Annotated in this window: 11 protein-coding genes; 2 read left to right on the forward strand and 9 right to left on the reverse strand. The window is 54.3% G+C overall.

Features of this window, described 5'->3' with window-relative positions; all coding sequences use genetic code 11:
* Positions 1 to 8: 8 nt before the first annotated feature.
* Positions 9 to 1,352 (reverse strand): NADH:flavin oxidoreductase/NADH oxidase family protein, encoded by a 1,344-nt coding sequence (locus KFJ24_RS06675; RefSeq protein WP_250830283.1) that lies wholly within the window; start codon positions 1,350 to 1,352, stop codon positions 9 to 11.
* A gap of 53 nt (positions 1,353 to 1,405) precedes the next feature.
* Positions 1,406 to 2,032: an SOUL family heme-binding protein gene (locus KFJ24_RS06680; protein ID WP_250830285.1), complete on the reverse strand. Its 627-nt coding sequence runs from the start codon at positions 2,030 to 2,032 to the stop codon at positions 1,406 to 1,408.
* A 205-nt stretch (positions 2,033 to 2,237) separates the two neighbouring features.
* Between KFJ24_RS06680 and KFJ24_RS06685 the strand changes: the two genes are divergently transcribed.
* The gene (locus KFJ24_RS06685) at positions 2,238 to 2,738 is read left to right on the forward strand and encodes a zinc dependent phospholipase C family protein (protein WP_250830287.1); all 501 of its coding nucleotides are present in this window, start codon (positions 2,238 to 2,240) and stop codon (positions 2,736 to 2,738) included.
* Here the strand turns inward: KFJ24_RS06685 and KFJ24_RS06690 are convergent.
* From KFJ24_RS06690 to KFJ24_RS06705, 4 genes are read right to left on the reverse strand one after another with little or no spacing between them, the layout of a single operon-like run.
* A complete protein-coding gene (locus KFJ24_RS06690; RefSeq protein ID WP_250830288.1) occupies positions 2,735 to 3,361 on the reverse strand; it encodes a condensin complex protein MksE in 627 nt (208 codons plus the stop codon). The two genes, KFJ24_RS06685 and KFJ24_RS06690, sit on opposite strands and share 4 nt — an antisense overlap.
* Positions 3,354 to 4,781, reverse strand: a complete 1,428-nt coding sequence (locus KFJ24_RS06695; RefSeq protein WP_250830289.1) for a hypothetical protein — start codon at positions 4,779 to 4,781, stop codon at positions 3,354 to 3,356. Before KFJ24_RS06695 ends, KFJ24_RS06690 begins: the two co-directional genes overlap by 8 nt.
* On the reverse strand, positions 4,774 to 7,716 hold the full coding sequence (locus KFJ24_RS06700) for a hypothetical protein (protein ID WP_250830290.1): 2,943 nt from the start codon (positions 7,714 to 7,716) through the stop codon (positions 4,774 to 4,776). Before KFJ24_RS06700 ends, KFJ24_RS06695 begins: the two co-directional genes overlap by 8 nt.
* Positions 7,709 to 8,497, reverse strand: a complete 789-nt coding sequence (locus tag KFJ24_RS06705; RefSeq protein WP_250830291.1) for a Wadjet anti-phage system protein JetD domain-containing protein — start codon at positions 8,495 to 8,497, stop codon at positions 7,709 to 7,711. The genes KFJ24_RS06700 and KFJ24_RS06705 overlap by 8 nt, the downstream gene beginning before the upstream one ends.
* Positions 8,498 to 8,777: 280 nt before the next feature.
* Here KFJ24_RS06705 and KFJ24_RS06710 point away from each other — a divergent pair, with 280 nt between their 5' ends.
* A complete protein-coding gene (locus tag KFJ24_RS06710) occupies positions 8,778 to 10,403 on the forward strand; it encodes a hypothetical protein (protein ID WP_250830292.1) in 1,626 nt (541 codons plus the stop codon).
* A 35-nt stretch (positions 10,404 to 10,438) separates the two neighbouring features.
* Here the strand turns inward: KFJ24_RS06710 and KFJ24_RS06715 are convergent, their stop codons facing one another.
* The 3 genes from KFJ24_RS06715 to KFJ24_RS06725 form a co-directional block, all read right to left on the reverse strand.
* A complete protein-coding gene (locus tag KFJ24_RS06715) occupies positions 10,439 to 10,954 on the reverse strand; it encodes an opioid growth factor receptor-related protein (protein WP_250830293.1) in 516 nt (171 codons plus the stop codon).
* A 114-nt stretch (positions 10,955 to 11,068) separates the two neighbouring features.
* A complete protein-coding gene (locus KFJ24_RS06720; RefSeq protein WP_250830294.1) occupies positions 11,069 to 12,415 on the reverse strand; it encodes a DUF3883 domain-containing protein in 1,347 nt (448 codons plus the stop codon).
* Positions 12,373 to 12,654, reverse strand: coding sequence for an HIT family protein (locus tag KFJ24_RS06725; protein ID WP_250830295.1), 282 nt, complete (start codon positions 12,652 to 12,654; stop codon positions 12,373 to 12,375). The genes KFJ24_RS06720 and KFJ24_RS06725 overlap by 43 nt, the downstream gene beginning before the upstream one ends.
* Between the last annotated feature and the right edge of the window lie 134 nt (positions 12,655 to 12,788).

Here is a 12,788-nt window from a genome sequence, read left to right on the forward strand (position 1 = left end):
CCAGAACGTCAGCCCCGGCGCTGGCGGAGGGCCTTTTTCACCCGCCTTGCCCGGCTCAGTTCATCCTTAACAAAGGCCCCGACGGCCTTAAGGATACCCAGGTCCGGATCAGCCGGTTCGTCATCCGCCAGCCGGAAAATCTGCTGGTAGTACCAGGCCTGGCCGCCCAGCACGTTTAATATTTTGAGTGGCATCAGCGGACTGGCGGGCGAGAAAAAGCCCCGCTGGGCAAGCTTGACGTGATCTTCGTGGCAAACGGTCTTATCGATGCGCCCTTCAAGCAGATCCTCAGGCGTATCTGGATCCGTGCAGAGCGGCCGACCAAGGCCAATCACGTCGGTTTCGCCACTGGCAACCACCTCTTCCATGAAAGCACGCGTCCGGAATCCACCGGTGACCATCAGCGGGCAATCGCACACCTCACGAATCTTCTGGGCATAATCCAGGAAGTAAGCCTCCCGCTTGCGAGTGCTTTCCCGCATGGCCGGCCCATCGCTCGCGGTTTCGGCATCACCACTGTACCCGAGCAGCCGAGGCTGTTCGTAGGTGCCGCCGGATACCTCCAGCAGATCAATACCCTCCTCATTGAGCCAGCGCACCACGCTCACAGACTCATCAAGCGTAAACCCACCCTTGCGGAAATCGTCAGAATTCAGCTTTACCGCCACCGAAAACTCCGGCCCCACAGCGGCGCGGGTCGCCCGGACCACCCCAAGCAGGAAACGGGCGCGATTTTCCAGCGACCCACCCCAGCGGTCAGTGCGCTGGTTGGTGACCGGCGACAGAAAAGAGGACAACAGATAACCATGAGCCCCATGCACCTGGACGCCAGTGAAACCGGCGTCTTTGGCAATTCGGGCCACGTTGGCAAAGCGCTGGATAAAGTCGAGGATCTCCGGCTCCGTGAGTGCCCGTGGGCGGGCATAGTTGCCCATCAGCGATAGCTGCACCGCCGAAGGCCCCATTGGGCGCGAGGTAACATAACGCGGCGACTGGCGACCGGCATGGGAAATCTGCATCCACAAATGGTTGCCGTTGCGGGTGCCCGCTTCGGCCCAGGCGCGCAACTGCGCCATACCCTCGGGCTCGCCCTTCCCTTTTGATAAATCGGGCACCGGATCAATGGCCACATTACCCGGCCGCTCCAGCACCCGGCGATCAATCATCACATTGCCGGTAATCAGCAGCCCCGCCCCGCCATCGGACCAGCGCCGGTAGAGGGTTTCATGGCGGTGGGTGGCGTGTAGCTGATCGTCTGCCAGCCCCTCGGTCATGGCTGCCTTGGCGATGCGGTTGGGCAGGACGGCTCCGCAGGGGAGTTTCAGGGGTTGGGCTAAGGGCGATTCGGGCATGGCATCATCCTGATGGTTTGAGTTCGTTGATTTTTAAATTTGGATCAAAGTTCTCATTCCGCCTGTTCGACGGGAATCAACACTTCGTTCCGTCTCAGAAACCACGGCATGAACGGCGCGTTATAACGGGCCCATATCGGCGCTCCAGTTGCGATGTACCCCTTTTTATCAATCCACTTTTCCAGCCTGGATTTGTTCTTTTGGTAGCCTGATTCACTCCAGAATCCGGAATATCGAATGGCCGCCATGGTCTGCTCCGGCACAGAACGTAAAGCGATCCGCTCGTCGTTGGGTTTCGGTATGCTGTCCATCGTGAACGAACTGGGCATCATGAAACTCACTACCCAATTACCATCAACCTGGGTCTGCCCTACCGGTGCCGTCATGTCGATTTTCTGACTCTCAGCCACCTGGCCAACGGGCGCGGTCATGGCGATTTCCTGCTGGGACTGGTTATTGCCGGAAATGTATTTAAACAAACGACCAAAAGCTTCACTGCCCGCGTCTTCAAATTCCGAATCGACGACCGTCTCTGCAACGATCTGCGGCTCATACTGACGCACCTCCAGATTCTCATCCTTCAGGAGTATTGTGTATTCCGCTTCTTCTGTCGCCATGGTGGTTGCCGATATGAACATTGAGCAAAGGGAGAGAACGAGCGCTGCCTGCCGTTTAAGCATGATGTTTCCTTTTAGATAATTCGGCAATTCTACCTGGGTCACTGACCTGACTATGAAATTACTCTCCCGAGTACTCAAACGTCGCCAGCTTGCAGATATACGTTGCGCGAACCAGTATGTCCTTCGCCCGATCGATGCCCCACTCTCTCCAGCGAAGCATAGTTTGGTAGAGTGGCCATCCCCTTACTAAGGTAATAATAATCACATGCCATTCACGCCAATCCACATGGGCCCCGGCATAGCCGTGAAAGCGTTGCTTCAGGGCAGTTTCAGCCTGATGGTTTTCGGCTGGGCCCAGATCGTGATGGATCTTCAGCCGTTATTCGTGATGGTCACCGGCGAGGGACACTTGCATGGCTTTTCCCACACCTACCTGGGCGCGGGACTGCTGGCCATTCTGTCGGCTTTATCCGGCAAGTACCTTTCAGAGATCGGGCTTTATGTCCTGGGACTGAATCGAGATTGGAGCATGGTGATTGGCTGGCGAGTGGCGTTCCTCTCCGCATTCATCGGAACCTTTAGCCATGTTCTGCTGGACAGCATCATGCATGCGGATGTGGAGCCGTTTTTTCCGATCACGACTGACAATGCGATTCAGGGACTGCTCTCAGTTGAGGCACTGCACCAACTTTGCCTCTATAGCGGAGTTATTGGGGGAGTTGTGTATTTTGCGGTTCAATTTTGGACCCGGCGGCATAAGCCCTAGCCCTGCTCATACTCCCGAACCAATTCCTGCAGAAAATAAAGACCAGCAGTACTCAAGAAGCAGCGACTGGCACCAGAGCGAAACAGCAGGTTGCGCTTGTCCAAATAGTCCAACGCTTCAGGCATGCCTTTTTCAAACCGAGCGGCCCTGAGAATCTCTTGATATTCCTCATCATCACCTAAAGCCGAGAGGTCTTGCTCATTCAATCCAGCGTCGGGACGACCAAGGTAATCCAGATCCCTACCGCTGCGCGCAAAATAACGCCCGATAAGCAGCAGTATCACCTGCACCCGGAAGGCGTTTTCATCATGCTCTTCGTTCTCGTCATCACTGCTTTCCTTGAGAAAGAAAAACGAGCCGGTCTCGTTGAAAACCAGTTCGCTGCCCAGGTGCTCGTAGAAGGTCCGGAAGTGGGATAGATGATTGTACAAAAGATTGTAGAGCGAATTGGCCCGAAGCTCTGAGCGGTTACTGTCCCAGACATCACGCACGATCACCCTGCCCGCTTGAAATTCCCGGTAGATAGCGGCGCTGTTGGCAGGCAGGATCTGTTCGAAGCTGCTCGAACTTTGTGAATGGTCCGGGGATTCTGCGGTTTCTATCGCATCAGAGAATTCAGGCATGATGTCGCTCTTCTTGATTGACCGGTTCATTGGTTTCCAGTCGGCGCTTGCGGTAAACAAACTGTTCACTGTCGGATGACTGATCCAGGATTCGGAAACGGTTGGTCGTAACCACCTGCAGGCCCTCCGGTGGCGAGTTTACCAGCCGGTTCAGGGCCGCCAGCAAATCCGGAAAGCGGTAGCCCGGGATAAAACCGTCCAGCCGACCGTGAAGCTCCCGCACCAGATCCGCCGTAGGCCGCAGTTCCAGCGTTTCCAGCCATTGATAGAGCTGGTTGATACGCTGAACATCAATGCGTGTGTGACGGCCGCTTCCGTCCACTTCCTGTAGAATCGGCACCTCAGCTCTGCGGCGAAGATCGTGCAGGCGCAGATCCAGTTCACTGAACAACAACTGGTAGTAGCTGGACGAGCTACCGAAGGCATAGTGTTTCGGGCGCTGCTGGGCCCGCAAGCCGACCAGGAACCCCGTACTGCGGGCAAAGTCCCCGCCTTCCAGCCACTTTCGCTTCAGGCTGAGGGTCTCCGTTTCACTCTTGAGTCCCTGCAGTTTGCCGTAGAAATGCTCCATGGCGTTGTACTGGACCATGCCCTGGCGAGTCTTTCGCAGGAAGTGCTCCACCTCCTGGGCCACCGCATGAATCGGTTTGTACAGGGCGTTGAGGCTGATGGAGGAACGGAACAACTGGTCTGCCAGACTGTGGTCGCCGTGGTTTTCCAGTAGCCGGACCATGGCTTCCAGGGTCTCAAACAGATTGCTGCCATCGGGCAGTCGGGTGTCCGGGTTCAGGAACACCAGGGTCGGCTTGATGTGGCGCTCGTAAAGGGTAACGATCTGCTCAAACAGGTTCTGGCGGAACTCCAGGTATTTCTCCGGCGCCCGGCTGGCGTCGCCGGACAGATCCGCAAGCTGCGCGCTGATGGTCTGCATGCGCAGGACGTTCTGTCGCAGCAGCCCAATGAGCTGGCTGACACGCTCGTTCAGGTCGTCCCGCAGTTCGGTGTAGTCGGGATCGGCGTCGCTGAAGCTGCTGGCTTCCAGGCGATTACGTACGTCTCGCAGGGTAACCAGGTGCCCCCTCAGGCGGGCATCGGTCAGCTCCTGGTAAAGCGATGCGTTGCAGGCCCGCATCAGGTTAATCAAGGCGTCCTGGAACACCAGCCGCCGCTCACCCTCGGCCTTGATAATGTCGATCACCAGTCCGCTGCGGAACAGATTGTCGGTATTCAGCGCCAGTCGCACCCGGTCCCGGTCGGCCTTGCCGAGGGTGCGGGTATAGTCCATCACCTCGGCTACCAGGTCGCTTTCGCGAATGTATCGGGCCTCGTTCCGATCCATCCGCTCGATCATCCGGAACAGAATCTTTGGGTGCTCGAACAGCAGCCGGGTGGTGTCCAGGGTGCTGAAGCGTTTACTCATCCACCGGCTCCATCAGATTGGCCTGGGTCTGGTCGGCCCAGTGGCTAAGGGGGTCACCGTTGGTGAAACCCTCGGCACCGCCCCAGAACACCAGAGTACGCTGCGGGCTATAGGGCCGTGCTGTGCGCATCTGCCCCACTTCCAGATGCCGGCCGATCAGATAAATCACTTCCGCGCTGGCGCTGTGGGTGGCGGCGGAGAACAGGTTGAAGCCCTGCTTGCGGAGTCGTTCCAGCAGTGACGGCATCTGGCTGATATCGACGCTGGCCAGCTCGTCCAGCACCATGGGAAACGATAGCTGCACGCCCGGATACAGCACCCGTTTCAGCAACCGGTACACCAGTTCCAGATTAATCAGCGCTGTGGTGGAAGTGGACTGGCCCTTCTTGTCCAGGTTCGCAGCGTTTTCCTTGCGGGTGCTGTAGGAAATACCGGTGATCACCCTGTCCATCGTCAGGCGTTTGCTGCCGTCCTGCTCCCCGAAAAAGTCCGCCACGAATACCCGTAAACGGTCGTAGAACGCGTCCGACTGCAGCTGATTGCCATAAGGGTCGATGTTGTTGGCTTCTTCCACCAGATTGCGGAACTTCGGATCGGTATGGATATCCACCCGGATTTCCACCAGATCGTTGATGCGCACGCCATCCAGTTCGCGGTTGAGCTGCGCTTCAAAACGGGCAATGTGCTCGTGATTGGATTTCAGCGCCTGCCGGTAGCTCGCCACCGTCTCGTTGTGGATGCCAACCTGCTGCTCCAATACGCTCCAACGCTCAGCCATACCGGCAAACAGATCCGACAGGCTTTTGAAGGTTTCCCGGATAACCGAGGAGGCCGGGCTGTCTTTCTGCAACTCACCCTCGGCATCCTCGTGAACGCCCAGATAGACGAACTGGCGCAAGTGGTCGAGGATACTGCGACGGCGCTCTTCAAGATCGTCCAACTGGGTTTGCAGATCGTCAAACGACGCGACGGAGACTTGCTCAATCTCTAGTGGCTGCTCGGCTTCCACGACTTTCAGATGCGGGAATCGGTGCTCTACAGTGCCAACGCTTCGGCTGAGGCCCGCCAGTTCCCGTTCCCTTTGTTCGATCCGATCTTTCTCGGCCCTGGCTTTAGCCACTTTTTGCTGCACGGCATCCTGCTTTTCCTGCTCCAGCCGGGCTTGCTCTTCCAGCTTGGCCAGCTGTTCCTCCGCCGCCTGCTTTTCCTCCGTGGCATCTCTCAGTGTGGTTGCCGCTGCCGGGTAACGGCTCAAGGTATCCAGATCTTTCTGGATGGCGCGGATTTCTTTCTCCGTGCGCTCAATCAGCCGAGGCCGGTCATGCTCCTGGTTGGCCGTGTCTGCCAGCTCCGAACGCTCCTTTTCCAGCCCATGAAGCTCACCCTCAATATGCCTGCGCTGCTCTGCAAAGTCAGTCTGCCGGGCTGGCTGAGCCGGGAATTCCGTATCGAACCAGTCAAAGCCTTTATCAGTGGGTACAAGCAGCCGAGCAAAAGCTTCAATGGTAGCCTTGCTGTCGGCATCAAGGTCCCGACCAGAGCTGGCCATCACCAGCTTCGAATCCACGGCCCGCAAGGGCGCAGCGGTGGCCTCGTCCAGCTGGTTCTGAAGCTGCCATTGTTGTTTACTTTCCCGATCTTTCAGGGATTCCAGCTTGCGATCGAGTTCCTGTTTCTTTTTCTGGATCTGCTCCAGCCGGATTTCTGCCTGAGCGGCACTTTTCAGTGCGGCCAGATGCTCTCTCTTGCCAACGAGTTCCTCTTTCTGGATGTCCTCGATTTCCTGCAGTGTCATCTCCCCATATTGGGAAACCAACAGATCGCCATCTTTCTGGTTCTGCTCTGCCTGCTTGATGCGACGGTCGGCGGAACGGATCTCGCCCTTCAGGCCGCTGGCGTCCTGCTCCAGCTTTTTCAGGGTCTGCACCACATAGCGAAGTGTCTCGTTCTGCTCATTGAACACCTCCACCGCAGCCTTGCGCCTGGTGCCAATATCCTGCAAGGCATTGGTCACACCATCCCGAAACGCGGCGAAGTCATGCTGGCTGCGAAGCAGCGTCTGATAGGCCTGGTAATCCTTTTGGAGCTTTTCAAACCGTGAGCGCTCTTTCTCGATTCTCGTGAGCTGGGTTTGCTGCTGCTTCAACTGGTCGTGGCGATTGAGGAAGTCGTCGATATTGAAATCGAAGGCGTCGTCGGCAAACTTCTTGTCCGCTTCGATGATGCTGGCCACCGCATTGGCCATCGCCTTGTCGTCCGCCTTCATTTCAAACAACAGCAGGATCAGCGTGCGCAGCGACTGCACCCGGCGCTCATCGGACTCACCCAGGGGCAGCACGGAATAACGCACCGCATCCGCGTTCATCAACTCGCTGCTGTAAAGCATATGTTTGAGTTTGGCAGGGTCACTCACCAGCCGGGTTTCTTTGGAGAATTTTTTCAGAGTCTCTGACAAGCGGCTGAACGACAACTCTGGTACGGCCTGCCCGATACCGTCCTCATCATCACCATTCCAGAACAGGGGGCGCAACTGGTCGTAAGCCACCGGTACAAACGCGCGGCCATAGCTGAGCTGGCTGGCGCTGTCCCGGTACAGAATCTGGCAATGCACCCCGGCCGGGTTCTCGGCTTCCATAATCAGGAAACTGAACTGGCTGGGAAAGTAGTGCTGGTAGCTTTCCTCGTTGGTGTAAAAGCTGCCGGCACTGGCATTGCGAAAAGCAAATTTCTTGCGGCTGTTCTTGAAGTTGTTCTCCGGCAGCAGGAACAGACGCAGTGAATTCAAAAGACTGGACTTGCCCAGGTTCCCCGGCCCCAGGATCAGGCCGTGGCTATCCACCGGAATTTCCACGTAACAGAAGCCGGCGGAATCCACCAGCACCAGGCGGCGTATGCCAAAGGTGAAATTGCTTGGGCTCCCCTCGGAGTCACTCATCCAGAATCATCTCCTGTTCCATGAATTTTCCGGTGGCCCGAAAAGTCTCTGCCAGAGACAAAAAGCCAAGCGCCTCGGCCAGCGAAAGCGCCTTAGTGAACCGTTCAGTGCTATCCGGTATCTTGCAGAACTGGCTCAGCCACGGTTGCCAGTCGGCTGGCTGCACAAACCAGGCTTTATCAGCGAGAGAAGCAGCAATCGTCGAGAACATTTGCAGACCACCCGCATCATAATCGAATGCGCAGAATACTTCTTCGTAGCCCTTCAACCAATCGAGAATCGCCGCCCGGTTAATCCGATTGCCACCACCCAGCACCACATCGCAATCCGCCAGCTCCAAAGGCTTTCCAAGTACCTCACTGGCAAAGCCCAGCATCTGTGGATATTGATAGAAATTACGTTCGTTCTCGATGACCAAGACAGACCGTGCTTGATGAAAACCAATATCAACCGAATCGTCCCCGATAACGACCACGTCCGGTCGGCTGGATGCTAGCCCCTGACGGTACACAAGGACAAAACTGACCTCGGTGCCATGGCGGTGGGAATTTCCTTTCTTCGCGGCGTCTACCCGGCTTGCCGGAGCTTCCGCGACATTCTGCAACTCCGAGAAAGCGGTTTCATCCAGGACGGTGACAAGCCACCGATTAGTTTGTACTTTTTCAGTGGCAAATAATTCCCGATGGCGGCGGCGGATCTGTTCCGGGAGTTTCTTCAAGAACGCTTCATAGTTAACGGGCTGACCACGAAGAATTTTTTGGAGGTAGTCGTTCAAAGGCACACCAAAATCACTCCAAATTTGAATTTTTTTGACCGTATATTTAAAGATTAGTGTAACGCTTTCAGTAGCCTACTGTATCGGGAGACTTTCGATTTAGAGCGGCAGGCTAAGTCTTTGCGTTAGTTTGGCGCACCGCTTGGTGTTTTATGCCAATTTATAGCAGGAGCGGATCACAAGTTAGGTTCGGTGTCATCTGATGTTTAGTTTGCTGGTCGGGCCCCCTACGTGATTCTGAGCTAAGCTTCAGTACCTGCCTAAGTCGAAGGAAACGGACGCTTCTATGGATTGGAACAAGATCAAAAAAAAGACAAGTGCCTCCATTTCTGAGGTTAAAGGGAAAGCCCACGCTATCACGCAACATATTAAAGATAGCGATGCCGCCGCAAAATCTCGTGAGTTTGGCGTGGAAGTCACCAAAAAACTTACGTCTGCCGTCGATGAATTCTCAACCGGCGACGCCCTGGATAAAGCTGCCACAACATCTCGACAGATCGCTTTGGGTGGGAAAAAAGCTGTTGTTGGTGCCACCGACTGGACTTACAAGAAATACGCGGCAATGAATGAGCCGACAAATGAAAAAAACTGGTATTTACGAATGGCGCAAGCCTGTGAAGATACTTCTGACGCAGTGTTGAGAAATGAAAGTGGCGCATCTTCAAAGATCAGCAAAGGTGTTGCCTCAAAGGTGGGTGCTGCCAGTGCCACGGCCGGTATATTTTCAGTTGCATCATTGTTGGGTACAGCAGGAACTGGCACGGCAATAGGCTCTCTATCTGGCGCCGCCTTTACTAGCGCCGCATTAGCCTGGGTTGGTGGTTCGGTTTTAGTCGGCTCGCTTGTCATTACTGTGGCTGCAATCGCAGGAGGAATTGGAGCAGCTATAGGCGTGACGTGGGCTTCAAAAAGATTCGTGTATGGGGAAAAACGGCAACGCTCGGAACTGGAAGAGCAGGAGCGACGGATTGTTGATGCCTGCCTAGCACTGGCTGTCGCATTTCGCGAGAAAAATAAAATTACGCATGCGATTGATCCTGTATCAGCAAAGCACTTATACGGTGAGGCGCTCATGCCGCTCTGTAAAGAATTGGTCGATGTGCAGACAAAGGTAAATAGCTGGCCATATATGGCGCGACAACGCCTCAATTCCGCAATTAATAAAATAAAAAACGCATCCGGATACTTGCAAGAATGGTCAACGCGTCAATCTAATGTTTCTACGGGAGTCGTGAGTGCGGTTTTAGTCCGCTTGTTGGCTAATGATATTGACTCCTTTAACGATAACGAAAAGCTTGTTTTGGCGGCGATGAGACGATCCAACTCAGACTTGACGGAGGCATCGCCAGAAGAGCTGGCTACCTACGTCCAATCGCTAGAGCCCTCGCAACTTCCGGGTCTGACCAATAATGTCAAAGGCATTTACCACGAAATTCGTTTCGCACACGAGGAAAATAATGACGGTGATGAATATGTAGTGGAACTATTTGATGCCACAAATCACCAAGGTGCCGATGTAGTGATAACGAATCTAACTACAGGTGAGGTCAATGAGGTCCAACTGAAGGCGACGAATTATCTTTCATTAATTCGTGAACACAACGAAAAATACGAATCAACGCACGTCTTTGCGACTGAGGAAGTAGCCAGTACATCCTCAGACATTGAATCAACTGGTTTCACAAATGAGCAGCTAACCAATGATGTTGATGGCGTAATCGACGACCTCGACAACTATTCGGGCTCTGGAATTGTCTCCAGTATGGCTGTTGCCGGCATGGTAACCCTAGCGAGAAATGTTCGGGTTTTGCTGAAAGAAGACCAGCTGAGCCAGAAAGAGAAGGAAAAGCTTGTTTCTGACGGCGCAATCTCTGCGGGTGTCGCGGGTGTCGTATCATTATTGTTGGGCTAGATCACACGACCGGCTTAAGAGAGATAAAACCGAATTCACCGCTCCTCTGTTGCTGTTCTCCAAAATCCAACAGTCGCATCAGAAACATCACCCTGCCGTTGCCCGACCTGCACTACTACCTCGCGAAACGACCTGGCCAGCTTCGGTTGGTGACATAGATGAAGACTCTGAATAATCCGGCTGATACGGCGATGATTGTGATCAAACTGCCTCAGCCAAAGGTGATCGCGCCCGTTCAGGTGCAAAGCCGCTTCAAAGCCAGAACCCGTCGCTTTCAATCCAAAAAACCGGACCATCCGATCCAGCGATTTTTTCTGCTGCGCCTGAAGCTCCGGGTTTCGATGAAACCAGTTTGCAGCCTCTGCGGTGAGCAGCGGGGCAAAGTCGTTGTAAGAGTTCCCTTCCGGAATAGGGAAAAGCCACTGAATATAGTCGTGAGTGGATTCGAGGGCCTCGTCACTCATACCCCAGATATCGCTGATCAGGCGGCCGCGATGATCGGGTGCCTCGCCTAGCGTAAACAAGACTATTTTGGTTGTATTTGAGTCCACGGAAAGCTCGCTATATCAGCTCAGAATAAGACCGCAATGCTCATTTAATATGCGGGGTCTGCCACGCGCTTCTGGAAAACATCATCTGCCAGCACTGATAAGAGAGGTTTCACTCTAAAAACGAGCTCTATAGTTTTGCGGCAACAACTGAACATGCTGTTCAATCGATCCCGGCAAAATAAAGAATCTCGGAGCGGTAGTAAATTCATAAACCCGATACAGACGGAACGCGTCTGAATAATCATTGGAAAACGCTCGCTCGTTCTCGCTAATGAAAAACGGTAGATACTTTCCGGAGTTCGTCGCCTTAACTTCCAGGAAGCGCTCTTGATCCCCTGACGCATCGAAAGACCGAATGTCGAAACCCAACCCGTCTCCTCGTTCCTTACTGGACCACTCGACCTCTGCCGCCAAGTCAGACCGACCTTGTGCGGTAAGCCTCTGCCGCTCCATCCGAAGCACGAATTCTTCTGCTCGCTCCCCAAGCTGTCGGTTGCGACGCTCACGTTCAGAGAAGTCGATACGTTTCGCCAGATAACTGGGCCTGCCCTCGACCACATGAGGAATACGCTCTGGCGGTTCCGGATCGAACACCGAATCCCAGCCAAGATCATAATATTCTGGCTCGTCGGCGACTTTGTCTGCGACCAGGTTTACGTCATCAACGACCTTCTGATGGCCTGCAAGGTAAGACAGAACCACCTGCTTGAGCTGTTGCTGATAGTTGAACGCGGGTTTGTAGCCGGGGATGTATGGAAGCCCCAATTCCAATAGCACAGCACTGACGTTCTGGTGTTTGTATTCGACCGATCCCTCGGAGCGATTATTCAAACGCGGTTGCAGTTCCCTGCGGTGCGCTGCTTTGCTGTAGGGCGCACCGACTAGGTGTTTCTCGAGCATCGTCACGTAATCATTGACCAGAAACTCGCACTCCAACCAGTCCCAACCACCGCGTTCAGGTTGCAGAAGGTCACGAATCGACTTCTCATCAAGGCTATTCAACAGCGCGGATCTGAGAAGCTCGCGGGCAATCTGGTTGCCCAGCAGCTCGAACAACTCATCGTCTAGATACGCATGGTCGATGTGGGCGTAAATAACTCCTTGCGATGTCGCCGTAGTCAGTTGCTCATATGACTCATGCTGACCAGGTCTAACTTTGAGGTGCCAAAACCCTTCGCTTTGGAGATGGAAAAACGGTAAGTGAGGATTGTTCCGATCCGAGGGCGAAGCCAGTGCTTGAAAACGCTTAGTGAAGTGGCTTTTAAGATCGTCGTCAAAATAGAAGCGATTATTCGCAACTTCACCCGACTCAACAAGATCCATGACCGCCTGCAACATGGCCACTTTGTGAGGGCTCTTATTAGCACCACCACTGTTCACTCGAAGCGTTGAGAAGCGCTTCTCGTAATAAAGCAAACTCACCGACCACTCCAGTAATCCGCTTTCTCCGGGATAATCCATCGCACACCACCACGTGGATCTTGTTGATCTCCCGCGTACCTCGGAATCAGGTGACAATGCATGTGCAGAACCGTCTGACCTGCTGCCGCTCCACAGTTCATACCAATATTGTATCCATCCGGCTGATAACGCTCTTCAAGCCATTGCTTACCTTGCTCGATCAGCTCCATGATGGCTTGCTGTTCAGCAGCCGAGAGATCGAACCAGTCAGCGGCATGGCGATTTGGGATAATAAGCAAGTGACCCTCTGAAACCGGGAAACCGTCCATTCGCGAATGAGCTAGTTCGTTTACAGGTAACCCTACTTTTCGATCTTCAGTAGGAAGACTACAGAAAGGACAATCGTGTTCCATTGGTAGCTCCCTCTCAATGC

This window comes from Marinobacter sediminum (genome assembly GCF_023657445.1).
Taxonomy (GTDB): Bacteria; Pseudomonadota; Gammaproteobacteria; order Pseudomonadales; family Oleiphilaceae; genus Marinobacter; species Marinobacter sediminum_A.

Coding starts and splice junctions, on each gene's coding strand:
- KFJ24_RS06675 (WP_250830283.1), bottom strand. CDS start 1,352: ATGCCCGAATCGCCCTTAGCCCAACCCCTGAAACTCCCCTGCGGAGCC.
- KFJ24_RS06680 (WP_250830285.1), bottom strand. CDS start 2,032: ATGCTTAAACGGCAGGCAGCGCTCGTTCTCTCCCTTTGCTCAATGTTC.
- KFJ24_RS06685 (WP_250830287.1), top strand. CDS start 2,238: ATGCCATTCACGCCAATCCACATGGGCCCCGGCATAGCCGTGAAAGCG.
- KFJ24_RS06690 (WP_250830288.1), bottom strand. CDS start 3,361: ATGCCTGAATTCTCTGATGCGATAGAAACCGCAGAATCCCCGGACCAT.
- KFJ24_RS06695 (WP_250830289.1), bottom strand. CDS start 4,781: ATGAGTAAACGCTTCAGCACCCTGGACACCACCCGGCTGCTGTTCGAG.
- KFJ24_RS06700 (WP_250830290.1), bottom strand. CDS start 7,716: ATGAGTGACTCCGAGGGGAGCCCAAGCAATTTCACCTTTGGCATACGC.
- KFJ24_RS06710 (WP_250830292.1), top strand. CDS start 8,778: ATGGATTGGAACAAGATCAAAAAAAAGACAAGTGCCTCCATTTCTGAG.
- KFJ24_RS06720 (WP_250830294.1), bottom strand. CDS start 12,415: ATGGATTATCCCGGAGAAAGCGGATTACTGGAGTGGTCGGTGAGTTTG.